The organism is Neobacillus sp. YX16 (assembly GCF_030123505.1).
Lineage (GTDB): Bacteria > Bacillota > Bacilli > Bacillales > Cytobacillaceae > Neobacillus.
Genome location: NZ_CP126115.1, coordinates 4,833,308 through 4,858,479, shown reverse-complemented (window position 1 = coordinate 4,858,479; position 25,172 = coordinate 4,833,308). Strand labels below are relative to the sequence as shown.

The window sequence follows — 25,172 nt, the reverse complement described above, 5'->3', positions numbered from 1 at the left end:
GCTTTTGTACGAAAAAGGAGGATGTTTTAATGGCAAACGTAACTTTCAAGGGGAACCCAGTAACATTGCTAGGCAACGAAGTAAAGGTGGGCGACAAAGCTCCTAATTTCAGCGTTTTGGCAAATGATTTATCACCTGTAACGCTAGAGAATACAAAAGGACAGGTTCGTTTAATTAGTGCCGTTCCTTCTTTAGATACTGGCGTATGTGATGCAGAAACACGTCGTTTCAATGAAGAAGCAAATGGTTTAGGTGATGTTAAAATCCTAACTGTCAGTGTAGACCTTCCGTTTGCACAAAAACGCTGGTGCGGAGCAAACGGCATTGAAAATGTCCAAACTCTATCAGATCATCGCGATCTTTCTTTTGGAGAAGCATTCGGTGTGGCAATTCAGGAGCTGCGCTTATTGGCACGTGCTGTATTTGTTGTAGATTCTAGTGATACTGTTACTTATGTGGAATATGTAAGTGAGGCAACAAATCACCCGAATTATGAGGCAGCACTTGAAGCTGCTCGGAATGCAAAGTAATTTAGATGGCGATTAAGGCCTCGTCAATGGATGAGGCCTTTTTCTTTATTGTAGGAGGTATATAGTATGAAAATGGCCCCGGTCGAGCAGCTATTTACATTATTTAATGAAACTGCTCTTGTTATACAGGAAGAACTTTCTTGTACCTATTTAGAAGCATTAGCCGAAACCGGTGAGAATTTATTTCACGGATCAGTACTTCAGGATGAAATAAGTGAAATAACTGAAAAAAGACTTCAGAAACAATACAAAGAAATACATTTAAGCAGTTTTACTAAGGAAGAAATTCGAAAAGCCTATCAGCTTGTCATTTTAAAAGGAATGAAAGAAAATGTTCAGCCTAACCATCAAATGACGCCTGATAGTGTGGGGATGCTAATGAGCTATCTAGTGGATAAATTTATAGAGCAGCCCACCTTCCGTTTGTTAGACCCTGCGATTGGAACAGGAAATTTAGTAACAACTGTATTAAATCAGCAGCAAAGAAATGTCCAATCTATTGGTATTGAAATAGATGACCTGTTACTTAAACTTGCTTATGTGAATGCAAATTTACAAGAGCACCCTATTGAACTTTTTAATCAAGATAGTCTTGAACCTTTATTTATTGACCCTGTCGATGCAGTAATCGCCGATTTGCCAGTAGGATATTATCCCAATGATGTTCGGGCATCAGATTACCAGTTAAAAGCGCCCGAGGGGCACTCTTATGCGCATCATTTATTTATTGAACAAAGTGTCAATCACACAAAACAGGGAGGATATTTATTTTTTATCATTCCAAATGGGCTTTTTGAAAGTGATCAGGCACAACAGCTTCGAGAATACTTTAAGGAAGAAATCATTGTTCAAGGAGTACTTCAACTTCCGCTAAGTATGTTTAAGAATAATAATGCAGCAAAAAGTATTTTGGTCCTGCAAAAGAAGGGTGAAGGGATTGCGGCGCCTAAGCAAGCCTTACTTGCCAAACTTCCAAACTTATCCAGTGCAGTTGAGATGGACAATATCTTGAGAAAAATCGATAAATGGTTTCTGGATAATAAGCGGTAAAACCGGGTTTCGCAGCGGTTTTATCGCTTTTTTATTAGTTGAGAACAATTAGAATAATGTGAATAAATTTTCATTTTGCAGGTAACCGTTTCCATCCAATTTCCTCCTTGAAATGAAATATATACAGTGATTAAATGAGGTGATGAGAGCAATAAACGATGTCTGTTTGAGCAAAATAACCTTGTATTGAAAAAAAGGACTTTCTTGAACCGATGTTGTTTTTATAAAAGGAGCGGTAAATGTAATGTCTAAAATAATTGCAATTAATGCGGGCAGTTCATCTTTAAAGTTTCAATTATTTGAAATGCCGACTGAAGAAGTAATTACAAAAGGACTTATTGAAAGAATTGGCATAAACGATTCAATATTCACCATTTCGGTTAATGGTGAAAAAGTTACGGAAACAACCGATATTCCTGACCATGAAGTAGCTGTAAAAATGCTGCTTGATAAGCTTACTACTTTAGGTATTATTCAATCTTTAAATGAAATTGAAGGAATTGGTCATCGTGTGGTTCATGGCGGAGAAGAGTTTAGTGATTCCGCTCTTATTACAGAAGAAGTTCTTAATAAGATTGAAGAATTATCAGAATTAGCTCCCTTGCATAATCCTGCGAACGTTACAGGAATTAAGGCTTTTAGAGGTGTTCTTCCAAATGTTCCTGCTGTTGCTGTATTTGATACAGCCTTTCACCAAACAATGCCAGAAAGTTCATACCTCTATAGTCTTCCATATGAATATTATGAAAAATATGGTATTCGTAAATATGGATTCCATGGTACGAGTCATAAATATGTTTCACAGCGTGCGGCTGAACTTTTGGGTCGTCCAGTTGAACAGCTTCGCCTTCTTTCCTGCCACTTAGGAAATGGAGCAAGTATTGCTGCCATTGAAGGTGGAAAATCAATTGATACATCAATGGGCTTTACACCTCTAGCTGGGGTTACGATGGGAACTCGTTCAGGTAATATCGACCCTGCGTTAATTCCATTCATTATGGAAAAAACCAATAAGACAGCAGAAGAAGTACTTGATGTGTTAAATAAAGAGAGCGGAATGTTAGGGGTTTCTGGTTTCTCAAGTGATTTAAGAGATATTGAAATTGAAGCACGTAATGGAAATGAACGTGCTCAGCTTGCATTGGATGTTTTTGCTAACCGTATCCATAAATATATTGGTTCATATGCTTCACGTATGTATGGGGTGGATGCCATTATCTTTACAGCAGGTATTGGTGAGAACAGCGATGTAGTTCGTGAACAAGTCTTAAAAGGTCTAGAATTTATGGGTGTTTATTGGGATCCGGCTTTAAATAAAATTAGAGGTGAGGAAAGGTTTATTAACTATCCTCACTCTCCTGTAAAAGTAATCGTTATTCCTACAAATGAAGAAGTAATGATTGCACGTGACGTTGTACGTTTAGCACAATAATCCATACAAAGAAGGCAGACTGTCCATAGGATGGTTTGCCTTTTTGCATTTTTTTAGTATATTTCTTTGTGATATACTGGAAGGAACTATAGGAAGTGAGGAGGGATACCTATGCCATTAACTGAACGGGAAATAGAGGTAATGAATGAAATTAGAGAGTGGGAAAAGCATTTATTAAATTACGAGGCCAATGATTTACAGCTTACCTATGAAAAATATTTAGAGCGTTCTTTCACATTATTACCTGAAAATGTTCAACACCAGTTTCTTTCGGTTATTGATACCTGGCTGTTCCATTTGCACGGAATGATTCAGGGCTCTCAGATACAGATGGATGCTAAGGAGAGAATCCTATCTTCTGGCCGCGTTTTTAATAAGGAATTGCACCAAATTGAGGATTTAAGGAAATTGGATATAGATCAGTTACAATACATAGCCATGCAGCAAATTGCAAGGCACCGACTATACTCTTTTGCACAAGGAGGCTTAGCAGGAACGGGTGGACCGCTGCTGTTAGGTACCGACATTCCGGCAATGGCTGTCATTAATTTGAGGGTGGTACAACTAATTGCCATGACATATGGTTTTGAGGTTAATACTCCTTACGAGATGATGAGTTCTCTAAAGGTCTTTCATACTGCAACACTGCCCCCTCGTCTTCAAAAAGAGGGCTGGTCTAACTTAAGGAGTGAAATGAGCTCGAGCGATGACCATTACTTTTATGAGGGAAATGAAGAAATCTCAGATGTGACCTGGCTGGAGCAGCCTATTCAACAATTACTCAAGGCAATGGTCATAACAATATTCCGCAAACGGCTTATACAAGGAATACCGGTTGTAAGCATGGCTATCGGTGCAGGGACAAATTATCAATTAACAAGAAAAGTTACAGAATTTGCCCATAACTATTACAAACTGAGATACCTAAATCAGAAAGAGGAAATTTAAGATGAGTACTACCGAACACAAGCGAGAGGCTCCAAAGAAAGTTAATTGCAAAGTGATTACTGTAAGTGATACAAGAAATAAGGATACCGATAAAAGTGGCAAGGCAATGATGGAAATGCTAGAACAAGCAGGGCATGCTATTGTTGATTATGTCATCGTTAAGGATGAAGCAGATCCTATAAAAGAGTCCATTATAAATGGCTGTGAGCGTGAAGATATTGATGTCATCCTAACAAATGGCGGTACTGGAATAGCCAAACGTGATGTAACCATTGAAACCGTTCAGGGAATGTTAGATAAAGAAATCGTTGGCTTTGGAGAATTGTTTAGGATGTTGAGCTACCAAGAGGATATCGGCTCAGCTGCTATTCTTTCACGAGCGATAGCGGGAGTAGTAAAGAATAAAGCTGTGTTTTCTACTCCAGGTTCTACAGGAGCAGTAAAACTTGCTATGAATAAGTTAATACTTCCTGAGATTGGTCATGTAGTGAGAGAAATTAAAAAAGATTTATAGTTAAAAGAGCTCCCAGCAAAAGGGAGCTCTTCTTATTGATGCATTTTATCTGCCATTGTTTGATTAGCCCTGTACCAAAGCCATAAATCATTAATGATAGAAGCAAGTTCAGCAATCTCACTGTTTAAATCACATGATTTTTTAAAGTTATTTTCATTAGAAAGCTGTGCTTGCTTTTGATTAATCGTATTTTCAAGTTCAGCAATTCGATCAGGAATGGAACCTCGAATTTTTTCCCAATGAAACAGAATAGCCTCCTGTGTTTCCTCACTATTGTGTGCCCATTCCATTTCTAGATTGGGAATCGAAATGCCAAGCCGTTGATCGTAGGAAAAATGTTCTTTCATGTGATAGCCTCCAAGACGAGTTATATTTCTATTTTACAACACATCTAGAAAGCATTCACGATTTTATTTTTGTGTTCGGACAATGAGGACATCACATGGGGAGTAACGGGTAATGTGTTCAGAAATACTGCCAATCAAGAATCTCTCAACTGCATTCATGCCAGTCGCACCACAAACAATTAAGTCTATATCGTGCTTTTTAGCTATTTCCTTGGGGATTTTAACTTTAGGCGAGCCGTATTCAATTTCAAATTGAACATGTACAACACCAGAAGCTATTGCTTGGGTTTGGTATTTTTCCAGCATATCTATTGCTAGTTTGTTTGCACGATCAGCAATATCTGGATCATATTTATCAATTAACAAAAATGACCTTGTGTCTATCACATGTGCTAATAATAATTTAGCATTATTCCTCTTAGCAATTTCAATTGATTTTTCTAGTGCCCGCTCTGATTCTTGTGAACCATCAATGGCAACTAAAATATGGTCATATCTTACCCCCATGATAATCCCTCCTTACCTAAATTATACATTATTTTCTAGGAGTAAGATGTTTCAATTTTTCGAAAAATAATAGGGTGAAAATCCATCGAAGGGAGAATGAAATAATGTTTAAACAAGATCCTAGTAAGTCCTTTACATTTGAATTTAATGAGCAAGGGGCAAATGAGGTAAGTGAACAAATTATGGATTCCTACAATAGTGGCTTTATTGGTCAGGATTTCGAAGTGAATAATGAGAATACAGCACAGAGTACAACGGAATAGGTATTAATAGGGCTCGCCAACAGGCGAGTTTTCCTATGTATACGTCTATTAAATTTCTTTTAGCGGGGCATTTACCCAAGAATCTCATTTTAAGCCTGCATATTCTTTTAATGTGTAAGTAATATAAATGAGGAGGATCTAACATGCAAGAAATGCCTAATTATATGGGGTCAATTGATCCTAACGATCAGAGGTTCGGATTTGGATTCGGCAGACCAGGATTTGGTTTTGGTGGTTTTGGACGTCGCAGGTTTGGATTCGGATTTGGATTACCATTCTTAGGGGGGTTAGCACTAGGTGCAGCATTAAGTCCAGGACCATACTATTATCCGTACCCGCCATACCCGTACCCATACCCATACCCATATTATGGGTATCCGTACTACCCTTGGTATTAAATTATAATTCTGTAAAAGAGCTTTGCTATCGCAGAGCTCTTATTATGGTATCTCAAAAATATGTAATGAATAAAAAGTTTGGGCTTTCTAGATTTTTTTGGTAAAATGAAAGTGCTTTCATGGTTATGTTTTTACTTTTAGTATTGGTTATATTAAAATCTACTGTGGTTCATTTACTATGATATTTAATTGGGGGTAAGTACATGCGGATCGGTGTTCCTAGAGAAGTAAAAAATAATGAAAATCGTGTAGCAATGACACCAGCTGGTGTTTTTAACCTACTGAAATTTGGTCATGAGGTTTATATTGAAAAAGGAGCAGGAATTGGCTCTGCTTTTACCGATGAAGATTATACAGCTGCAGGTGCAAAAATAGTAGAAACTGCTTCAGAAGCTTGGTCAATGGAAATGGTTATGAAGGTGAAAGAACCGCTGCCAAGTGAATATCAATATTTTCGTGAAGGATTAATTCTATTTACATACTTACATTTAGCTCCTGAACCAGAGCTAACAAAGGCCTTAATTGATAATAAAGTGGTTGGAATTGCATATGAAACAGTCCAGTTACCAAATAACTCTTTGCCGTTATTAACCCCAATGAGTGAAGTGGCAGGAAGAATGGCTGCACAAATTGGTGCTCAATTCCTTGAAAAAGTTCATGGCGGGAAAGGGATTCTCTTATCTGGGGTTCCGGGTGTTCAAAGAGGAACAGTAACCATTATTGGCGGTGGTGTTGCGGGAACAAATGCTGCTAAAATGGCAATTGGACTTGGAGCAAAAGTTACCATTATTGACCTTAATCCAGACCGTCTTCGTCAACTGGATGATATCTTTGGTTCTGACATCACCACATTAATGTCTAATCCTTATAATATTGCTGAAGCGGTTAAAGAATCTGACTTAGTGATTGGTGCGGTACTAATTCCAGGTGCAAAGGCTCCTAAGTTAGTTTCCGAAGCAATGATTCAATCGATGACACCAGGAAGCGTCGTAGTGGATATTGCAATTGATCAGGGTGGTATCTTTGAAACAACTGATCGTATTACAACACACGATAACCCTACATATATAAAACATGGAGTTGTTCATTATGCCGTTGCCAATATGCCTGGGGCGGTTCCTAGAACTTCAACTATTGGCTTAACCAACGTAACAGTACCATACGCAATCCAAATCGCAAATAAGGGGTATAGACAAGCATGCCTTGAAAATGAAGCGCTGCTAAAAGGTATCAATACCCTAGGCGGCTTTGTAACCTATGAAGCAGTGGCAGAAGCACATGGTCTTCATTACTCAGATACAAAAACATTACTTGGACAACTTTAAATGTTCTTAAAAGGAAGAGATTAATTCTCTTCTCTTTTTTTTTAATAGATAAAATAAAGCCAGCTTCCATAAGGAAGCTGGCAGTTAAATTTTGAAAATGATAAAGCCGCATTTGCCGTACCTCATATAAGAAAGTTTTAAACCACCACTCCTCAAAGTGGGTGTTCGCAAAAGCCTTCCTGCGTGTCCTCCATGTCGTATAGACAGAGGCATGTCATTATAGCTTCGATAGTAAAACTCCCTTTTACAGCTTAAAGGTTAAAACTTTATTATCACTACGAACAACGCAGCTTGTATTTGTATATTACTGCAAATCCTTCAACACTTCAATGGTAAAAAAATCTAAATCTCTTATCGAATGATTTGTAGGTCTTTAGGGAATTTTGTTAAGACGTTAGCTCCGTCAGCAGTAATATATATATCATCCTCAATCCGTACTCCTGCAACATTAGGAACGTAAATTCCTGGTTCAATGGTATACACCATTCCTTCTTCAATAACTAATTGGTTTGTCTCTGTCATCGAAGGGTACTCATGTACACTAATCCCTAATCCATGTCCAAGTCGGTGCGGGAAGTATTCTCCATAGCCTGCTTCAGCAATGATTCTTCGTGCGGTTAAGTCAACTTCAGCTGCAGTTGCACCAGGTTTACTTGCCTCTATTGCCGCTAATTGTGCTTTAAGTACAGTATCATATATTTCTTTTTGTTTATCATTTATATCACCAAATGCAACGGTCCTTGTAATATCTGAACAATAGCGATCTACTACTACACCTAAATCAAATAAGACTAAATCGCCCTTTTGTATTTTTGTCTTACCTGGATTACCGTGAGGAGACGCAGCATTTGCACCCGTCAAAACCATAGTTGAAAATGACATTTCCGTTACGCCTTTTTGCTTAAGTGCATATTCAACCGCGTTAAGGACATCTAATTCTGTTCTTCCCTCTTTTATTTCACTGCAGCCCACCACAATGGCATAATCAGCTAATGCGCAAGCCTCTTCAATAATTTTTAATTCCTTGGCATCTTTAATCATCCGCAGCTTTCTTAATTTTTCTTCAGCGGAAACAAACGCTGCCCCAGGAAATAAAGCGGATAGCTGTTCATAGCGTTCCACATTCATATGTTCCTTTTCAATCGCAACTTTTTTTATTCCATTTAGTCTTTTATTAATTGAAGTATGTACTAATTCCCATGGATTCTCGATATCACTGTAGCCAATGATTTCTTGGCTCCAGCCAGAGCCTTTGACATCATGTACTTCCATCCCAGGACATACAAGGAAGGGCTCTTCTTCTTGGAAAACAGCTAAGGCAAGTAAACGCTCGTGGGGATTTGAGAAAAACCCGCTTAAATAAAATACATTTTCAGAAGAGGTGATGAAGCTTACTTCAATTTCATTTTCCCTCATCCATGCTTGAAGTTTTTGTAATCGTTGATTCATTTTTACGCCTCCTAAAATAAACATCCTTCTTGAGGGTATCAATTTTAAATCCTTGTGTAAACAATCTATCAATAGGATGTGCTAAAATCAGCTGCTTATGGATATAAATGAGGAAGGAATTTTGTTTTTTTTATGGAAGTACATATTATAACAATTTTGGAGGAGATGGATAAATGAAGGTATCTTATCATGGGCATTCAGTTGTTCAAATTCAGGTCAATGGCAAAAAAATTATCATTGATCCTTTTATTCGAGGAAATCAGTTAACAGATTTAAAAGTGGACGACGTAAATCCAGATGTAATTTTGTTAACACATGGTCACAATGATCATGTTGGAGATAGTGTTGAGTTAGCGAAAAGAAACAATGCACTAGTTATTGCCAATCATGAGATTTCAACATTCTTAGGCTGGCAGGGTGTCAATACTCATGGCATGCATATCGGCGGCGCACATCAATTTGATTTTGGTAAGGTAAAATTAACACAAGCTTTTCATGGTTCAAGCTATACGACAGAAAGTAATGAACTTATTTATTGTGGTATGCCAGCTGGAATTTTATTTATGGCAGAAGGAAAAACAATCTACCATGCCGGTGATACAGCATTATTTTCGGATATGAAGCTCATCGGAGAAAGACACCCGATAGATTTAGCTTTCTTGCCAATCGGTGATAATTTTACAATGGGTCCAGAAGATGCAGCGTATGCAGCAAAATTATTAGGTGCAAAAACAATTGTTCCGATACACTACAATACGTTTCCTCCGATTAAGCAGGATCCGGAGCAATTTATTGAAATGCTTGAAAATAAGAATGGAAAAGTGATGGAACCTGGAGAATTTATAGAATTATAATACTTTTTTTTCCCTTCTTTGCATAAAGTGAAACAAGCAGTTCGTTTTGAAGGGAGACAAAAGAATTGAAAAAAAACCGATATTTACTATGCCTTTTGCTTTGTGGATTTATGCTTTATTTTGCTGTTCCGAGGCTCTCGGTATTTGCAGAAGGTCTAGAAGGTGTCTTTGCCATAAGCTGGCTTGCGTTTGCATTAATTGTTTTGGCAGGGAACCTGACCGCCATGTTGTATAGTCCCAAAAAGGGAGCCAAAAAACGCCAAGCGCTTCGAATCAACAAAAAATCACGATCTTATTAATAATCACCACACTACAAAGGGAGCCTTTAAAACGGCTCCTTTTGCGTTGGTTTATTATTCGAAATAATGGTATAAATAATATATCGACTAATTTATTATTAAAGGGCTATAGAAGAGGGTGAAGGTCTTGGCTACAAAGCATGAACAGATTCTGCTATATATTGATGAACTTCCAGTAGGGGAAAAAATATCTGTGCGTCAAATCGCCAAGGCGATGACAGTAAGTGAAGGTACAGCCTACAGAGCGATCAAGGAAGCCGAAAATAAAGGATATGTCAGTACAATTGAGCGTGTAGGTACGATTAGGATAGAACGCAAGAAAAAAGAGAATATTGAAAAGCTTACCTTTGCTGAAGTGGTTAATATTGTGGAAGGTCAGGTTTTAGGCGGGAAGACTGGATTGCATAAAACACTAAATAAATTTGTTATCGGGGCAATGAAACTAGAGGCGATGATGCGCTATACGGGTCCAGATAACCTATTAATCGTGGGAAATCGTACACAAGCACAGGAGCTTGCATTAAAGGCTGGTGCAGCTGTATTAATTACCGGTGGCTTTGATACCGAAGACCATATCAAAAAATTAGCAGACAGCCTGGAAATGCCGATTATATCGACCAGTTATGATACCTTTACAGTGGCAACGATGATAAACCGCGCTATTTATGACCAGTTGATAAAAAAGGAAATTATTCTGGTGGAGGATATCCTAACCCCTCTTTCAGAGACTTACTTCCTGAAGAGCTCTGATAAGGTTTCTGTGTGGCATAACCTAAATCATGAAACCACCCACAGCCGATATCCTGTTGTTGATCAAAACATGAAGATTCAAGGAATGGTAACGGCAAAGGATGTTATGGGTCAGGATGCTGATATGTCCATTGATAAGATCATGACTAAACAGCCGATGACTGTTTCTGGCAAGACAAGCGTTGCCTCTACCGCACATATGATGGTTTGGGAAGGTATTGAAGTCCTTCCAGTTGTGGATGATAACAACCGTCTTGAAGGAATTATTAGCAGGCAGGATGTATTAAAAGCATTACAAATGAATCAACGCCAGCCACAGGTAGGAGAAACGCTTGATGATATTGTCACCAACCAAATGGTGTTAATGCGCGGAAGAGCAAAAGGGGAAGAAGTATACACGAGTGAAGTTACTCCGCAAATGACAAACCATCTAGGAACCATTTCCTACGGAGTTTTCACGACAATTGTTACAGAGGCAGCGAATCGTATACTGAGAAGCTATAAAAAAGGTGATCTTGTTGTTGAAAACATGACCATTTACTTTCTCAAGCCTGTTCAGATGGAAAGTGTTATCGATATCTTTCCGAAAGTACTTGAAGTAGGCCGAAAGTTTGGAAAGGTCGATGTCGAGGTCTTTAATGATGGCATCCTAGTCGGAAAAGCAATGATGATGTGTCAGTTGATTGATAGGACATAAAAAAAGGCCGCTACCAAAGGGTAAGCGGCTCATTCTTTATTGAGCTTTATATGCTGTCTAGCTGCAGCGCCTAGGGGCTCGGGGTCATAAGCCAATCCGTCAAGAAGGTAAAAGGCAACCTTCTCGCCGGCTCGTCTTATGCCTGTCGCCCCAAGTCGCTTCCGCTTTTCTATTTTTCTGCTTCTTCTGCTGCAAATGGAAGATAATGTTTATATTTCTTAATTCCCACCCAGGTAAATACTGCTCCATATACAATAAAGATGACAGAAACAATCGTTGTAACAAGTGATTGTGAAATGAAGAATAAATGGTTGAACCCAAATAAGCCTACAAACAGTCCTAGTGCAATATTGGATTTGGCAGCAAGCCATTTCTTTTCAACTGGACGGCTGCTTCTAAAGTATTTGGTTTTATAGAATAAATAGAAAGCAAATAGAATGACAATCAGAAAAACTAGAACAGACATTAAATTTCCTCCAAGTCAAAAATTCTCTTGTTCATTGTACATATTATTTTACCAAAATTCTACCCTTGCTTAAGAAAACAATAGAGAGGTGATCACATTGAATGAAAAAATCCTAGAAATGATTGAACAATATGAAACCATCATCGTCCATCGCCATGTCCGTCCGGACCCGGATGCGTATGGTTCACAATGTGGATTAGTTGAAATCCTAAAAGCATCCTATCCAAATAAAAAAGTATTCGCTGTTGGAAAAGAAGAAAGGTCGCTTCATTTTATGCGCCGTCTAGATTCCATTGAAGATGAGGTTTACAAAGGGGCATTAGTCATTGTCTGCGACACAGCAAATGCTGAAAGAATTTGCGACAAAAGATATTCATTGGGCGATAAGCTTATCAAAATAGACCATCATCCTAACGAGGATCCTTACGGTGATTTATTATGGGTGGATACGACAGCAAGTTCCTGCAGTGAGATGATTTATGAATTCTATCTATTTGGTAAAGACCGAGGATTAAAATTAAATGATGAAGCTGCCAGGCTTTTATTTGGCGGGATTGTTGGAGATACAGGAAGATTTCTATTTCCAAGTACTACAGATAAAACCTTTGCATATGCAGGGGAACTGATTCATTATAATTTTTCTCGTACCGAACTCTTTGACAAAATGTACGAGCGTGATACCAATATTATTAAATTAAACGGCTACATCCTGCAAAATTTTGAAATGCAGAGTAACGGCGTAGCTTCGGTCCTTCTTACAAAGAAACTATTGGAAGAATATGATGCAGTGCCATCAGAGGCCTCATTACTTGTAGGTACATTAGGAGATGTAAAAGGGATTAAGGCATGGGTCTTTTTTATTGAAGAGGAAGATCAAATCAGGGTACGTCTGCGTTCAAAGGGTCCAATAATCAATGGGGTTGCCAGAAAGTTTAAAGGCGGAGGACATCCACTTGCCTCAGGTGCTTCTATTTATTCATGGGATGAAGTGGATCATGTAATGAGAGAACTTAGTGAAGTTTGTGACAAGTATCAACCATAATGAAAGAATCGGCCTTAAGTTTCGGGCCGATTCTTTTCATTGTTCGAATTCTATTTCTAGTTGAATGGAAAGCGTAGTAAAAATAACCATTTCTTTGACTCGCAGTTTATACCTTTTGTCATTTATTTTAACAGGTTTATTATGAATGACTTTTTTGATTAATTCCTTGCTTTTATAGACTGTATCGATGTCCTTTGCGATCATCAAACTAATATCATCTTTTACCGAATCTTCAATTTCAGAAACACTAAGCATGTCGAGTTTGTATTTTTCCCAATTTGTTATTTTAATATTGATTTTTTGAATTGTCAGCTGTTCAATCGTCCGTTTATTAATCTCTTTATACTCTTCCTGCCATATCTTTTTTTCTTCCTTTAAGTCCACGATTTCTTCCCTTTGTTTATCAATTAATGCAGTATGCTGCTCCTGCCACACTCCAAATATATATATGAAAATACACCAGCTAATCGCACCGCCAATGACCATTCCTGCAAAAAAACGCTGCCATGCAGGGTATCGATAGTAGGGAGGAATTCTCACGATATATACTCCTGTGTTAACCAATTAATAATCAGTGCACCTGTCTGCGCGCCGCCTAATGCAGAAAGAATAATGAGGAGCTGCTTAAAAATGTCCCGGGTTTCTGCATTAAATAACCCCCTCTCAAAGGTGTACACGGCATCAAATGTCCCTCCGATAGCAGCGACAATTGCCCAAATTCTTAAGTCTGTAGACAGCCTGTAAACAGCCGTCAACGGTGGTTGTCCAGTTAGAAAGGCAGCGATTCCCCCAATTAATGAACCGCCTAAAATAACGCCTAATGCAATAAAATAGCTTTCAATAAAAGTAGGAAAAAAACCGATTTCTTTCATAACCTCAACCGCCCTTACAAAGTATAAATACCCCTATATCATTTATATGGACAAACATACTTGATTATGTTTTTTAATATGGCTGTGTTAAAGGAAACTGTTGATTTTGTAACCCTGTTGATTTGTGCGGAAGGCGCGAGACTCCTCGAAAATGCTATCGCATTTCCTTCGTGCGTGGGCAGATTCGAGGATGAAAATCAGTGTCCTGCGGGAGTACGGAGCAGGGGAGACCCCGCAGGCGCTGCAGCTAGACAGGCTTCCCGAAACGCCCGCGGAAAGCGAAGCGCCTCGGTACAGGCAGAGACCCCTGTCCCTGCGGTGAATATTCGAGGAAGCATTCCTTAGTGGAGCGCAAATTAACAGACCAGGTTAACAAAGCCGATAAAATAAGAACATATTTTCCTTTTTTAGAGTTTGGCTCTATAATAAAGATAAGAGTTTTAAATGAAAGAGGTGACAAAAATGTCTTTTATTCACCTTCATGTATATAGTGCATACAGCTTATTAACCAGCACAGCCTCGGTTCATGAATTGATTGATAACGCAAAGAAAAAAGGATTCCGTGCTATCGCATTAACCGATAGGAATGTTATGTATGGAGCCATTGAATTTTATAAACTTTGCATAAAAAATAATATACAGCCGATTATTGGGCTGACTGTAGATGTAGAAAGTGAAATAGAGAAGGAAGTATCATATCCGCTAGTCTTACTTGCTGAAAATGAAAAGGGATTTAAGAACCTATTAAAAATATCTAGTGCGGTACAAACAAAAGCGACAAACGGTATCCCTTTTAAATGGTTAAAGCATTACGCGGAAGGTCTTATAGCCATTTCTCCAGGAATAGAAGGAGAGATAGAACAAAATCTTTTAAATGATCAGCCAGAACAGGCAATTGAAATCATAAAAAAACTTCAGTCCATCTTTGGAAGAGAGTCATTTTACCTTGCTGTTCAAAATCATCAATTAGAGCAAGAAGTTATTGTAACAAAGAAGATTCAAAGTATTGCCGAAGAACTAACTATTCCATTAGTCGCAACGAATAGGGTTCATTACCTTGAACAAGATGATATGTTCGCACACGAATGTTTACTAGCGATAAAAAACGGTGACAAACTTCAGGATGAGCATAGAGAAAGATTGGAAAGTAATCAATTTTACCTAAAAACTGCACAGGAAATGGTAGAAATATTTTCTGAAATACCTGAGGCGTTAGAAAACAGTATTTCCATTGCCAAGAGGTGCATGGTAAACATTGAATTAAACAAAACCTATCTACCTGAATACCCAACTGCCGATGGACAACCTGCAGAGAAATACTTAGAAATGCTCTGCCAAAAAGGGTTAAAGGAGCGCTTTGCTGCTCCCACTCAGGAACACTTTGAGCGTTTGTCTTATGAATTATCGGTCATTAACTCCATGAAATTTAGCAACTACTTTTTAATTGTTTGGGACTTTATGAGATATGCACGTGAAAATGGCATTTTGACAGGTCCAGGCAGGGGGTCTGCTGCAGGATCACTGGTTGCGTATGTATTGTATATAACCGATGTCGACCCACTGTCCCATCAATTATTATTTGAGCGATTCTTAAATCCAGAGCGAATATCAATGCCGGATATTGATATTGATTTTCCAGACCACCGCCGCGATGAAGTAATAGAATACGTTGCAAAGAAATACGGAGAATTACACGTAGCCCAAATTGTAACCTTTGGAACGCTTGCCGCCAAGGCAGCAATACGAGACGTTGGCAGGGCCTTTGGTTTAAATACGAAGGAATTAGAACAGTTGTCAAGACGTATCCCCGCTCGTCTAGGAATCAATCTTGAAGATGCCTATAGAGAATCGCAGCACCTTAGAGCCTTTGTTGATGAAAGCCCAGTAAACCGTAAGCTATATGAAACAGCTTTAAAGATAGAGGGATTACCACGACACACTTCTACACATGCCGCAGGAGTGATTATTAGTGAGAAGCAGTTGATTGAGTTAATTCCAATTCAACAAGGGCATAACCAGGTTTACTTAACTCAGTACTCTATGGAGCATCTTGAAGAAATAGGATTACTGAAAATGGATTTTCTGGGATTAAGAAATTTAACCTTACTCGAATCAATCGTATCTTCTATTCAAAAGAAAACGGGAAGAAAAGTAGATATTAAAACCCTCCCATTAAATGATGAAAAAACGTTCGAACTGTTAGCAAGGGGAGAGACAACAGGTATTTTTCAGCTGGAATCAGAGGGAATGAGGAAGGTATTATTACGTTTAAAACCTTCAAGGTTTGAGGATATTGTTGCAGTTAATGCACTGTATCGGCCAGGACCAATGGAAAATATCCCTCTATTTATTGAACGGAAACATGGAAGTCAGGCAGTGGAATACCCTCATAAAGATTTGGAACCTATACTGGAAAATACATATGGAGTCATTGTGTATCAGGAACAAATCATGCAAATTGCTTCGATAATGGCTGGTTTTTCACTCGGTGAAGCGGATTTACTGCGGAGAGCGGTAGGGAAGAAGCAAAAGGAAGTGTTGGACAGGGAGCGAAACCATTTTGTCCAAGGTGCTTTAAAGAAGGGGTATGAACGAGAACTTGCAAATGATATTTATGATTTAATTGTTCGATTTGCAAATTATGGCTTTAATCGAAGCCATGCAGTTGCATACAGTATGATTGCGTATCAGCTTGCCTATTTAAAAGCGAATTATCCCCTTTATTTTATGGCTGGACTTCTCACATCAGCGATTGGGAATGAAACAAAAATAGCACAATATATCATGGAATCAAAGCAAAAGGAAATTGAGATACTGCCTCCTTCTATCAATTACAGCGGATTTTCCTTTCAGGTAGAGAAGACTGGTATAAGGTACAGCCTTGCAGCCATTAAAAGTGTTGGAGCAGCTGCATTAAGAGAAATTTATCAAGCAAGGAAAAGTAAAAAGTTTGAGGATTTATTCGATTTTTGCACAAGGGTTTCTTCGAAAGCAATCAATCGAAAAACGCTTGAGGTTCTCGTTCATTCTGGAAGCTTCGATGAATTTAACGAAGACCGTGCAGTCTTGCTTGCAAGTTTGGATGTTGCGCTAGAGCATGCTCAAATATTTAAGATTGATGAATCAAGCCAAGTGGAGTTATTTCTAGAGGAATTTCAACTTAAGCCAAAATACGTCCAAGTTGATCCTATTAGACTAGAGGATAAGCTTTCTTTTGAAAAAGAAGCACTTGGTTTCTACCTTTCGGACCATCCAATATCCATTTTTGAAAAAAGACTAAAACAAGCTGGAGCATTTGTATTGTTTGAGTTAACTGCGGAACATAAACGGGCAGCTGCTGGTGTATATATTGTATCTCTAAGAAAAATTCGGACAAAAAAAGGGGATTCAATGGCCTTTTTGAATGTAAGTGATTCGAGTGGTGAAATGGAATCAGTCGCCTTTCCAGTTGTCTACAAAAAATATTCGCACCTGCTGGACCATGGGAAATTTGTTGTGATGGAAGGGAAAGCGGAAGAGCGGGATGGTAAGATTCAATTTATTATCCAGCAAGTATCTGAAATTGAATCTTGGTTAAACACAAAAACGAAGCAGGAATCTATTTTATATCTAAAAATAGTAGAGGGAAAACAAGACGAACATTCGTTAAATCAATTAAAACAATTATTTAAGGGCAATACTGGAAAAACAAAAGTTGTTTTACACTATGAGACAAGCAAAAAAACCATCAGGCTGGGGAATGAATTCATGATTGAACCCAGCAGTACACTATTAAAATCATTGAGCGAATTTTTAGGAAATAATAATGTTGTTTTGAAAGAATAATTCTTTACAACTCTTAAAGATGTGATATAGTGGTAATGAAATGGGTGTGGTCTGACCACTAAATACAGACTAGCTATTATTATAATTATTGATTTCTTTTTGTACTAATTTAAGGGGTGACATATCTTGACATTACGGGAAGAAGCATTACACATGCATCGGATTAACAAAGGAAAGCTTGAGTCGAAATCAAAAGTACCTGTAAGAAATGCGAAGGATTTAAGTTTAGCGTATTCGCCTGGGGTTGCCGAACCATGTAAAGACATCTATGAAAAACCAGAAAGTGTTTACGAATACACCATGAAGGGCAATATGGTTGCAGTCGTTACAGATGGAACAGCAGTCCTGGGACTCGGAAATATTGGACCTGAAGCTGCACTTCCAGTTATGGAAGGTAAAGCAGTATTATTCAAGAGCTTTGCTGGCGTCGATGCCTTCCCAATCTGCCTAAACACAACTGACGTGGAAAAAATAATTGAAACCGTAAAACTGCTTGAACCAACCTTTGGCGGCGTGAATCTTGAAGATATTGCTGCGCCAAATTGCTTTGTCATTGAAGAAAGATTGAAAAAAGAAGCGAATATCCCTGTTTTCCATGATGATCAACATGGGACTGCTATTGTTACGGCTGCGGGTCTTGTCAATGCATTAAAATTGATTGGCAAGAAAATTACTGAAATTAAAGTGGTTGCTAATGGGGCTGGAGCGGCTGGAATTGCCATTATTAAATTATTATACAGCTATGGTGTAAGAGATATTATTATGTGTGATACAAAGGGAGCCATTTATGAAGGCCGCCCACATGGAATGAATGACGTCAAGGCAGAGGTAGCTAAATTCACAAATCGTGATAATTTAACTGGAAGTCTTGAGGATGTAATAAAAGGTGCCGATGTATTTATTGGCGTATCTGTTGAAGGTGCATTGACAAAAGAAATGGTTGCTTCGATGAATAAAGATTCTGTCATCTTTGCAATGGCTAACCCTAATCCAGAAATTATGCCAGAGGTGGCAAAAGAAGCTGGAGCAAGAGTGGTGGGAACTGGCAGATCAGATTTTCCAAATCAAGTTAATAATGTACTAGCCTTCCCAGGGATTTTCCGTGGCGCCCTAGACGTTCGTGCGACACATATTAATGAAAAAATGAAGGTGGCAGCTGTTGAGGCAATTGCCAGTTTAATCAGCGAATCGGAGCTATCTGAGGATTATGTCATCCCTGCACCTTTTGATCCAAGAGTTGCTCCAGCAGTTGCTGCGGCAGTTGCCAAAGCTGCAATGGAAACGGGTGTTGCTCGGATTAAGGTTGACCCTGAAGATGTGAAAGAAAAAACAATGAGGCTCGCTATTATCGGTAAAAGTGAGTGATTAGTAAGTGACGAATACTAAAGTTTACTTAGAAATTGTTAAACAGCTACGAGAAATGATTTCAGCAGATAATTTGAAATCTGGAGATAAAATACCATCTGAACGGGAATTGTCTGAGCGCCTGAATGTCGGGCGCTCTTCCGTTCGGGAAGCTTTAAGAGCGTTAGAACTGCTCGGGTTAATTGAAACCAGACGCGGGGAAGGGACGTTTATTAGAGACTTTCGAGGAAATCAGCTGGTACAGCTGCTCGGAACCTTTATTCTCCAAGATGAAAAAGCAAAATTAGATGTGATAGAAACAAAGAACCTCATAGAAATGGATTTTCTTCGTTTGGTTCTGAATAGAGCGGATGAAAACAAGTTATTTACCTTGAAAAGCTTGGTTGAAGATGATCAAATAAATGATGATCAATTCTTTAATCAGCTTGTTGAAATGGCTGATAACTATCTGTTTTCCAGAATCTGGCTAATACTAAAGGATTATTATAATTCTTTGAATTTAAGAAAAGTAGAGTATAATAAGAACAGCTATTTCATGTTAATAGAAGCTCTGATTGAAAAAGATGAAAAAAAGACATTTGCTGCTTATCGGCAATTAAGAAATTTGTCTATTTTAACCGACAAATACTAACAGAATTTGAAGTATTTATCCTTTATAGTGATAGACAAGCAATCAAGCCCTATTTGATATGGGCATTTTTATTTTTTAAGTGGTCTGACCAGATTGTATGGGATAGGTTTGAATTGTCATTATTTAAGGAAAGACTTCTATATAAGATGATAAAAACTTGCCGTTTGGCTTGATTTTTTTCCAACGAGGGAGGTTTGGGCAAATTGCTTAAAGAACTTTTTACAAAAAATACTACTAAAAAGAAAAAGTATGCAACGATTCCTACCGAGGCTGCGAAAAGTGATGTACCTGAAGGCATTATGACGAAATGCCCTTCATGTAAAACCATTATGTATACGAAAGAGCTAAATAAGAATTTAAAAATTTGTTTACATTGTGGGTTTCACTTTGCTATGAATGCCAAAGAGCGTATCGTCAGCTTTTTAGATGAAGGCAGCTTTGAAGAGATAAATGAAAACATGGTTTCTGAAAACCCATTGAACTTCCCAGATTACCTTGAAAAGGTAGAAAAGGACCGTCAAAAGACAAAGATTAATGAGGCCGTTGTAACCGGCTGTGGAAGCGTTAATGGAAATAAGATTGCCTTAGCTATTATGGATTCTACATTTAGAATGGGAAGCATGGGGTCCGTTGTAGGGGAAAAGATAACCCGTGCGATTGAAAAAGCGGATGAAATGTCAATACCGTTTATTATTTTCACAGCATCTGGTGGTGCCAGAATGCAAGAGGGAGTCCTAAGCTTAATGCAGATGGCTAAAACCAGTGTTGCATTAAAACGATTTAGTGATAATGGCGGGTTAATTATTTCGATTATGACCCACCCAACAACGGGTGGTGTTTCAGCAAGCTTCGCATCTCTAGGTGATTATAACTTTGCAGAGCCAGGTGCATTAATCGGTTTTGCCGGACGCAGAGTAATTGAACAATCAATTCGTGAGGAATTGCCTGAAGATTTTCAAACAGCAGAGTTTCTATTGAAGCATGGTCAGCTTGATGCGATTATTTCTCGCCTTGATTTAATAAATAAAATCACAAACTTACTTGAAATTCATCAATCCGGGGGTGAGCTCGAATGGTAGGAGAATTAGAATTTGAACGCCCGGTTGTGCAATTAAGAAATAAAATTGCCGAACTGAAAGAGTTTACAAAAAGTGCAGATGTTGATTTATCTTCCGAAATTGAAAAATTAGAATTGCGTCTTGAAAAACTTGAAAAAGATATTTATGACAATATCAAGCCATGGGATCGTGTTCAAATTGCTAGACACCCAAATAGGCCGACTACATTAGATTATATTGCTCACCTTTTTGAAGGTTTCTTTGAATGTCATGGAGACAGAGCATTTGGTGACGATGAGGCTATTGTAGCCGGGGTTGCTAAGTTTAGAGGGCTGCCAGTTACAGTCATTGGACATCAAAGAGGAAAAGATACAAAAGAAAATATTCGCAGGAACTTTGGAATGCCCCACCCTGAAGGCTATAGAAAAGCACTTCGCTTAATGAAACAGGCGGATAAATTTAATCGCCCGATTATTTGCTTTATTGATACAAAAGGTGCTTATCCAGGTAAAGCTGCAGAAGAACGGGGACAAAGCGAAGCCATTGCTCGTAACCTATTTGAAATGGCAGGTCTTAAGGTACCAGTTATATGCATCGTTATCGGTGAAGGAGGAAGTGGTGGTGCCCTTGCACTAGGAGTTGGGAATCGCATGTATATGCTTGAAAACTCAACTTATTCCGTAATATCACCTGAAGGTGCTGCTGCGATTTTATGGAAGGATTCTTCTCTTGCCAAAAAGGCAGCAGAGTCCATGAAAATAACAGCGCCAGATTTAAAGGAACTTGGAATCATTGATGATATCATCCCGGAAATCAAGGGTGGTGCACATAAGGATATCAAGGGGCAGGCAGAAGCGATTGACTTGTTCTTAAAGAAATCTCTCAAGGAACTTTTAGAACTCTCAAAAGAGGAGCTTGTTGCTGATCGTTATAATCGATTTAGAACGATTGGTGAATTCTCATTCTTAAAGGATTATATTAGGATCTAAAACGTGCTTTCGGAGCACGTTTTTGTTTTTTTGGATTTTTTTGCCAGTTCACACTTATGTCAAAAAATAGCCAATTTGTGTAAAAGGCAGCGTTTCCATTTTGTGGTTAAGCGTTTCCAGTTAACATACTATTCCGTCTATTAAATTTACCAATGTGATTGAGTTGTTATAGGTGTCTCTTTAGTGGTATTTTATAAATATTCCCTGCGTTTATGTAAATAATAAATGCAGTACACGTATACTGGAACTCACATTAAATATACATACGATTTTAAAAATCACATGAGGTGGTATAAATGAAAAAAATTGGCGTTCTAACGAGTGGTGGAGACTCACCAGGAATGAATCCCGCTATAAGGGCTGTTGTTCGAAAAGCTATTTATCATAACGTAGAGGTTTATGGGATTTATGGTGGATATACTGGATTAATTTCAGGCAATATTAAAAAACTTGAGCTTGGGTCTGTGGGTGATATTATTCACCGTGGAGGTACCATGCTGCATACTGCACGGTGCCCAGAATTTAAAACACCAGAGGGACAGCAAAAAGGGATTGATCAGTTAAAAGCACATGGAATTGAAGGGCTTGTTGTCATTGGCGGCGATGGTTCATATCGTGGTGCTAAAGCTCTGACTCAGCAAGGATATCCATGTGTCGGTGTACCTGGTACGATTGATAATGATATTCCAGGAACCGAACTAACAATTGGTTTTGATACAGCATTAAATACTGTTATTGATGCTCTGGATAAAATTCGTGATACCGCTACCTCACATGAAAGAACTTTTGTGATTGAAGTAATGGGGAGGGACGCAGGTGATTTAGCATTGTATGCTGGATTAGCTGGTGGTGCAGAAACTATTCTTATTCCTGAAGAAGACTTTGATATGGATGAAGTAGCTGACCGACTTCGCAAAGGACAAGAACGTGGGAAAAAGCATAGCATTATTATTGTTGCTGAAGGAGTTTGCAACGGGAATGATTTTGCTAAGCAGCTTAAAGAAGCAACCAACTTTGATACAAGAGTATCTGTACTTGGGCATATTCAACGCGGTGGTTCGCCAACTGCAGCCGACAGGGTACTCGCAAGCCGTTTAGGTGCCAGAGCAGTAGAATTATTAATTGAAGGTAAAGGTGGACGTGCTGTAGGGATGGAAAGTAATCGTGTTGTGGATTACGATATCGTTGAAGCATTAGAAAGAAAGCACGCACTGGATCTTGACCTTGTTAAACTTTCAAAAGAATTATCTATCTAACCAGTACTAGTTGAAATATAGGAGGAAACAAAGATGTTACGTAAAACAAAAATCGTTTGTACGATTGGTCCTGCAAGTGAAAGTGTAGAAAAATTAACTCAATTAATAGAAGCTGGAATGAATGTTGCCCGCTTGAATTTTTCCCATGGTGACTTTGAAGAGCATGGCCAGCGAATCCAAAATATCCGTGAAGCGTCTAAATTAACAGGTAAAACTGTTGCTATTCTACTTGATACAAAAGGACCCGAAATCCGCACGAATAATATGGTAAATGGAACAATTGAACTTAAATCAGGGGATAATATTATTATTTCGATGACTGAAGTAGAAGGTACCACAGAAAAGTTTTCAATTACATACCCTGGATTAATTGATGATGTTCATGTGGGCTCAAAAATATTATTAGATGACGGTCTAATTGGACTAGAAGTCCTTCATATTGATAAGGAAAAAAATGAAATTCAGACAAAAATTCTTAACAGTGGAACATTAAAGAATAAAAAAGGTGTCAACGTTCCAGGCGTATCGGTAAAACTTCCAGGTATTACAGAAAAAGATACAAGTGATATCATTTTTGGAATTGAACAAGGTGTTGATTTTATTGCTGCTTCCTTTGTACGCCGTGCAAGCGACGTGTTAGAAATTCGCCAGCTGTTAGAAGAAAAGCAGGCAACTCATGTCCATATTATTCCTAAGATTGAAAATCAAGAAGGCGTCGATAATATTGATGAAATCCTTGAGGTTTCTGATGGTTTAATGGTCGCTCGTGGAGATCTTGGTGTAGAAATCCCAGCGGAGGAAGTACCACTTGTACAAAAAATGCTAATTAAGAAATGTAATACACAAGGTAAACCTGTTATTACAGCTACACAAATGCTTGATTCTATGCAGCGTAATCCACGTCCGACACGTGCAGAAGCAAGTGATGTGGCCAATGCGATATTTGATGGTACGGATGCGATTATGCTATCCGGTGAGACAGCGGCTGGTGTGTACCCTGTTGAAGCGGTACAAACTATGCACAATATTGCCTCAAGAGCTGAACAAGCTTTAGATCACAAAGAAATTTTATCTGCCCGCAGTAAAAATTCGGAACACAATCTTACGGATGCCATTGGTCAATCTGTTGCTCATACAGCATTAAATCTTGATGTAAATGCAATTATTACACCTACTGAAAGTGGTCATACTGCAAGAATGATATCAAAATACCGTACGAAGGCACCAATTGTGGCTGTTACAGCTAACGAGCAGGTTTTCCGTCGTTTATCACTTGTTTGGGGTGTTTATCCTCAGCTAGGAAGAATCTGCAGTTCTACTGACGAAATGCTTGATAGTGCAGTTGAAGAAAGTGTGAATAGCGGTATCGTCAAACATGGTGATTTAGTTGTCATAACAGCTGGGGTTCCAGTTGGTGAAGCTGGTACAACGAACCTAATGAAGATTCATGTTGTTGGGGATATCATTACTAGAGCGCAAGGAATCGGCCGCAAATCTGCTTTTGGTAAAGTGGTAATTGCACATGATGCGAAAGAAGCTATTGAAAAAGTAAAGCCAGGTTCTATTTTAATCACAATAGGCTCAGACCGTGATATGATGCCGGCAATTGAAAAGTGTGCTGCCTTGATCACACAGGAAGGCGGGTTAACCAGCCATGCTGCAGTTGTGGGGCTAAACCTTGGAATTCCTGTTATTGTGGGTGTTGAAAACGCAATAGAGCTGTTTAGAGATGGTCAAGAAATCACAGTTGACGCAACAAGAGGTGTCATTTATAACGGGCATGCCAGCGTCCTTTAAAAACTTAGAAAGAAGGGGTTTTCCCTTCTTTTTTCTTTATTTCGGCATGATTTCATGTATTCGTTATATAATGAAAACAAGCTGGTTTGAAGGAGACTCGGGAAAATGCGCTATTTAGCATTATTAATTATTGTAATACCCGCAATAGATATTGGAGTACTGTTGTTATCAGGTAAAACGATTGGATTTTTACCAACGATTGCTTTTATTATTTTGACAGGTGTCGTCGGAGCTTATTTGGCAAAGAGAGAAGGACTGCAGACGATCAAAAGAGTACAAGAGCAGCTTTCGTATGGTCAGATTCCTGGTGAATCTCTTCTAGATGGCATTTGTATATTAATTGGAGCTACGCTGCTTTTAACACCTGGGTTTATTACCGATTTATTCGGATTTTTATTATTGTTTCCTCCGACTAGGAAGCCTTTTAAATTTCTTATGATTAAAGCACTGCGGAAGAGAATTGAAAAAGGAAATATAAAAATAATAAAATAAAAACGTCAACTTCCAC

The 25,172-nt window shown here is 38.5% G+C and carries 26 protein-coding genes and 1 other RNA gene; 20 read left to right on the top strand and 7 right to left on the bottom strand.

Annotation, left to right across the window (positions count from 1 at the left end; genetic code table 11):
* Window positions 1–29 precede the first annotated feature (29 nt).
* The 5 genes from tpx to QNH48_RS24000 all read left to right on the top strand — a co-directional run bounded on the left by tpx (window position 30) and on the right by QNH48_RS24000 (window position 4,474).
* Entirely contained in the window at window positions 30–530 is a 501-nt protein-coding gene (gene tpx / locus QNH48_RS24020; protein WP_095248921.1) for a thiol peroxidase, read from the top strand.
* A 66-nt stretch (window positions 531–596) separates the two neighbouring features.
* Window positions 597–1,580, top strand: a complete 984-nt coding sequence (locus tag QNH48_RS24015) for a class I SAM-dependent methyltransferase (RefSeq protein WP_283952300.1) — start codon at window positions 597–599, stop codon at window positions 1,578–1,580.
* A 244-nt stretch (window positions 1,581–1,824) separates the two neighbouring features.
* Complete coding sequence (locus tag QNH48_RS24010) at window positions 1,825–3,012, top strand: acetate kinase (protein ID WP_283952299.1); 1,188 nt, start codon at window positions 1,825–1,827, stop codon at window positions 3,010–3,012.
* A 111-nt stretch (window positions 3,013–3,123) separates the two neighbouring features.
* The gene (locus QNH48_RS24005) at window positions 3,124–3,960 is read left to right on the top strand and encodes an EcsC family protein (RefSeq protein ID WP_283952298.1); all 837 of its coding nucleotides are present in this window, start codon (window positions 3,124–3,126) and stop codon (window positions 3,958–3,960) included.
* A 1-nt stretch (window position 3,961) separates the two neighbouring features.
* Window positions 3,962–4,474, top strand: coding sequence for a MogA/MoaB family molybdenum cofactor biosynthesis protein (locus QNH48_RS24000; RefSeq protein WP_283952297.1), 513 nt, complete (start codon window positions 3,962–3,964; stop codon window positions 4,472–4,474).
* 32 nt (window positions 4,475–4,506) lie between these two features.
* Here QNH48_RS24000 and QNH48_RS23995 read toward each other — a convergent pair whose 3' ends face one another.
* Window positions 4,507–4,821, bottom strand: a complete 315-nt coding sequence (locus tag QNH48_RS23995) for a hypothetical protein (protein WP_283952296.1) — start codon at window positions 4,819–4,821, stop codon at window positions 4,507–4,509.
* Window positions 4,822–4,884: 63 nt separating this feature from the next.
* On the bottom strand, window positions 4,885–5,328 hold the full coding sequence (locus QNH48_RS23990; protein ID WP_283952295.1) for a universal stress protein: 444 nt from the start codon (window positions 5,326–5,328) through the stop codon (window positions 4,885–4,887).
* Between the two features lie 104 nt (window positions 5,329–5,432).
* Between QNH48_RS23990 and QNH48_RS23985 the strand changes: the two genes are divergently transcribed.
* The 3 genes from QNH48_RS23985 to ald all read left to right on the top strand — a co-directional run bounded on the left by QNH48_RS23985 (window position 5,433) and on the right by ald (window position 7,314).
* Window positions 5,433–5,591 (top strand): hypothetical protein, encoded by a 159-nt coding sequence (locus tag QNH48_RS23985; RefSeq protein WP_283952294.1) that lies wholly within the window; start codon window positions 5,433–5,435, stop codon window positions 5,589–5,591.
* 143 nt (window positions 5,592–5,734) lie between these two features.
* Window positions 5,735–5,989 carry a hypothetical protein gene (locus tag QNH48_RS23980; RefSeq protein ID WP_283952293.1) on the top strand — a complete coding sequence of 85 codons (255 nt, stop codon included), beginning with the start codon at window positions 5,735–5,737 and terminating at the stop codon, window positions 5,987–5,989.
* A 203-nt stretch (window positions 5,990–6,192) separates the two neighbouring features.
* Window positions 6,193–7,314, top strand: coding sequence for an alanine dehydrogenase (ald, locus tag QNH48_RS23975; protein WP_283952292.1), 1,122 nt, complete (start codon window positions 6,193–6,195; stop codon window positions 7,312–7,314).
* A 99-nt stretch (window positions 7,315–7,413) separates the two neighbouring features.
* Here ald and ssrS read toward each other — a convergent pair.
* Together ssrS and QNH48_RS23965 are read right to left on the bottom strand one after the other, a co-directional pair.
* Window positions 7,414–7,610: non-coding RNA, 6S RNA (gene ssrS, locus QNH48_RS23970), on the bottom strand.
* A gap of 55 nt (window positions 7,611–7,665) precedes the next feature.
* Window positions 7,666–8,763: a M24 family metallopeptidase gene (locus QNH48_RS23965; protein WP_283952291.1), complete on the bottom strand. Its 1,098-nt coding sequence runs from the start codon at window positions 8,761–8,763 to the stop codon at window positions 7,666–7,668.
* A gap of 173 nt (window positions 8,764–8,936) precedes the next feature.
* On the opposite strand from QNH48_RS23965, the gene QNH48_RS23960 reads away from it, so the two are divergent.
* The 3 genes from QNH48_RS23960 (at window position 8,937) to QNH48_RS23950 (ending at window position 11,363) form a co-directional block, all read left to right on the top strand.
* Window positions 8,937–9,617: a metal-dependent hydrolase gene (locus tag QNH48_RS23960; protein ID WP_283952290.1), complete on the top strand. Its 681-nt coding sequence runs from the start codon at window positions 8,937–8,939 to the stop codon at window positions 9,615–9,617.
* Window positions 9,618–9,682: 65 nt separating this feature from the next.
* Window positions 9,683–9,916: a hypothetical protein gene (locus QNH48_RS23955; protein ID WP_283952289.1), complete on the top strand. Its 234-nt coding sequence runs from the start codon at window positions 9,683–9,685 to the stop codon at window positions 9,914–9,916.
* Between the two features lie 127 nt (window positions 9,917–10,043).
* A complete protein-coding gene (locus QNH48_RS23950; protein ID WP_283952288.1) occupies window positions 10,044–11,363 on the top strand; it encodes a CBS domain-containing protein in 1,320 nt (439 codons plus the stop codon).
* A 169-nt stretch (window positions 11,364–11,532) separates the two neighbouring features.
* Here QNH48_RS23950 and QNH48_RS23945 read toward each other — a convergent pair whose 3' ends face one another.
* Window positions 11,533–11,829, bottom strand: coding sequence for a YtpI family protein (locus QNH48_RS23945; RefSeq protein ID WP_283952287.1), 297 nt, complete (start codon window positions 11,827–11,829; stop codon window positions 11,533–11,535).
* 97 nt (window positions 11,830–11,926) lie between these two features.
* Between QNH48_RS23945 and QNH48_RS23940 the strand changes: the two genes are divergently transcribed.
* The gene (locus QNH48_RS23940; RefSeq protein WP_283952286.1) at window positions 11,927–12,871 is read left to right on the top strand and encodes a DHH family phosphoesterase; all 945 of its coding nucleotides are present in this window, start codon (window positions 11,927–11,929) and stop codon (window positions 12,869–12,871) included.
* Between the two features lie 36 nt (window positions 12,872–12,907).
* Here the strand turns inward: QNH48_RS23940 and ytrI are convergent, their stop codons facing one another.
* Window positions 12,908–13,411: a sporulation membrane protein YtrI gene (ytrI, locus tag QNH48_RS23935; RefSeq protein ID WP_133367552.1), complete on the bottom strand. Its 504-nt coding sequence runs from the start codon at window positions 13,409–13,411 to the stop codon at window positions 12,908–12,910.
* Window positions 13,408–13,743: a sporulation membrane protein YtrH gene (gene ytrH, locus QNH48_RS23930; RefSeq protein WP_045524254.1), complete on the bottom strand. Its 336-nt coding sequence runs from the start codon at window positions 13,741–13,743 to the stop codon at window positions 13,408–13,410. Before ytrH ends, ytrI begins: the two co-directional genes overlap by 4 nt.
* Before the next feature lie 462 nt (window positions 13,744–14,205).
* On the opposite strand from ytrH, the gene dnaE reads away from it, so the two are divergent.
* From dnaE to QNH48_RS23890, 8 genes are all read left to right on the top strand, one after another.
* Entirely contained in the window at window positions 14,206–17,568 is a 3,363-nt protein-coding gene (gene dnaE, locus QNH48_RS23925) for a DNA polymerase III subunit alpha (protein WP_283952285.1), read from the top strand.
* 126 nt (window positions 17,569–17,694) lie between these two features.
* Window positions 17,695–18,933: an NADP-dependent malic enzyme gene (gene ystJ / locus QNH48_RS23920; RefSeq protein ID WP_283952284.1), complete on the top strand. Its 1,239-nt coding sequence runs from the start codon at window positions 17,695–17,697 to the stop codon at window positions 18,931–18,933.
* Window positions 18,934–18,988: 55 nt separating this feature from the next.
* Entirely contained in the window at window positions 18,989–19,564 is a 576-nt protein-coding gene (locus tag QNH48_RS23915; protein ID WP_481858511.1) for a FadR/GntR family transcriptional regulator, read from the top strand.
* Between the two features lie 203 nt (window positions 19,565–19,767).
* Entirely contained in the window at window positions 19,768–20,643 is an 876-nt protein-coding gene (gene accD / locus QNH48_RS23910) for an acetyl-CoA carboxylase, carboxyltransferase subunit beta (RefSeq protein ID WP_283952282.1), read from the top strand.
* A complete protein-coding gene (gene accA, locus QNH48_RS23905; protein ID WP_283952281.1) occupies window positions 20,637–21,611 on the top strand; it encodes an acetyl-CoA carboxylase carboxyl transferase subunit alpha in 975 nt (324 codons plus the stop codon). The genes accD and accA overlap by 7 nt, the downstream gene beginning before the upstream one ends.
* A 296-nt stretch (window positions 21,612–21,907) precedes the next feature.
* Window positions 21,908–22,867 (top strand): 6-phosphofructokinase, encoded by a 960-nt coding sequence (gene pfkA / locus QNH48_RS23900; RefSeq protein WP_095248900.1) that lies wholly within the window; start codon window positions 21,908–21,910, stop codon window positions 22,865–22,867.
* Between the two features lie 33 nt (window positions 22,868–22,900).
* On the top strand, window positions 22,901–24,664 hold the full coding sequence (pyk, locus tag QNH48_RS23895) for a pyruvate kinase (RefSeq protein ID WP_283952280.1): 1,764 nt from the start codon (window positions 22,901–22,903) through the stop codon (window positions 24,662–24,664).
* A gap of 105 nt (window positions 24,665–24,769) precedes the next feature.
* Window positions 24,770–25,156, top strand: a complete 387-nt coding sequence (locus QNH48_RS23890) for an FxsA family protein (RefSeq protein ID WP_283952279.1) — start codon at window positions 24,770–24,772, stop codon at window positions 25,154–25,156.
* The last annotated feature ends 16 nt before the right edge of the window (window positions 25,157–25,172 follow it).

Bases quoted from the DNA above. Each gene is read 5' to 3' on its own strand.
- QNH48_RS23985 (WP_283952294.1), top strand. From the start codon at position 5,433: ATGTTTAAACAAGATCCTAGTAAGTCCTTTACATTTGAATTTAATGAG.
- QNH48_RS24000 (WP_283952297.1), top strand. From the start codon at position 3,962: ATGAGTACTACCGAACACAAGCGAGAGGCTCCAAAGAAAGTTAATTGC.
- QNH48_RS23995 (WP_283952296.1), bottom strand. From the start codon at position 4,821: ATGAAAGAACATTTTTCCTACGATCAACGGCTTGGCATTTCGATTCCC.
- pyk (WP_283952280.1), top strand. From the start codon at position 22,901: ATGTTACGTAAAACAAAAATCGTTTGTACGATTGGTCCTGCAAGTGAA.
- dnaE (WP_283952285.1), top strand. From the start codon at position 14,206: ATGTCTTTTATTCACCTTCATGTATATAGTGCATACAGCTTATTAACC.
- QNH48_RS23890 (WP_283952279.1), top strand. From the start codon at position 24,770: ATGCGCTATTTAGCATTATTAATTATTGTAATACCCGCAATAGATATT.
- QNH48_RS24005 (WP_283952298.1), top strand. From the start codon at position 3,124: ATGCCATTAACTGAACGGGAAATAGAGGTAATGAATGAAATTAGAGAG.
- tpx (WP_095248921.1), top strand. From the start codon at position 30: ATGGCAAACGTAACTTTCAAGGGGAACCCAGTAACATTGCTAGGCAAC.
- ald (WP_283952292.1), top strand. From the start codon at position 6,193: ATGCGGATCGGTGTTCCTAGAGAAGTAAAAAATAATGAAAATCGTGTA.
- QNH48_RS23990 (WP_283952295.1), bottom strand. From the start codon at position 5,328: ATGGGGGTAAGATATGACCATATTTTAGTTGCCATTGATGGTTCACAA.
- ytrH (WP_045524254.1), bottom strand. From the start codon at position 13,743: ATGAAAGAAATCGGTTTTTTTCCTACTTTTATTGAAAGCTATTTTATT.
- QNH48_RS23945 (WP_283952287.1), bottom strand. From the start codon at position 11,829: ATGTCTGTTCTAGTTTTTCTGATTGTCATTCTATTTGCTTTCTATTTA.
- QNH48_RS23965 (WP_283952291.1), bottom strand. From the start codon at position 8,763: ATGAATCAACGATTACAAAAACTTCAAGCATGGATGAGGGAAAATGAA.
- QNH48_RS23915 (WP_481858511.1), top strand. From the start codon at position 18,989: ATGATTTCAGCAGATAATTTGAAATCTGGAGATAAAATACCATCTGAA.
- QNH48_RS23980 (WP_283952293.1), top strand. From the start codon at position 5,735: ATGCAAGAAATGCCTAATTATATGGGGTCAATTGATCCTAACGATCAG.
- QNH48_RS23960 (WP_283952290.1), top strand. From the start codon at position 8,937: ATGAAGGTATCTTATCATGGGCATTCAGTTGTTCAAATTCAGGTCAAT.
- QNH48_RS24015 (WP_283952300.1), top strand. From the start codon at position 597: ATGAAAATGGCCCCGGTCGAGCAGCTATTTACATTATTTAATGAAACT.
- QNH48_RS24010 (WP_283952299.1), top strand. From the start codon at position 1,825: ATGTCTAAAATAATTGCAATTAATGCGGGCAGTTCATCTTTAAAGTTT.
- pfkA (WP_095248900.1), top strand. From the start codon at position 21,908: ATGAAAAAAATTGGCGTTCTAACGAGTGGTGGAGACTCACCAGGAATG.
- accA (WP_283952281.1), top strand. From the start codon at position 20,637: ATGGTAGGAGAATTAGAATTTGAACGCCCGGTTGTGCAATTAAGAAAT.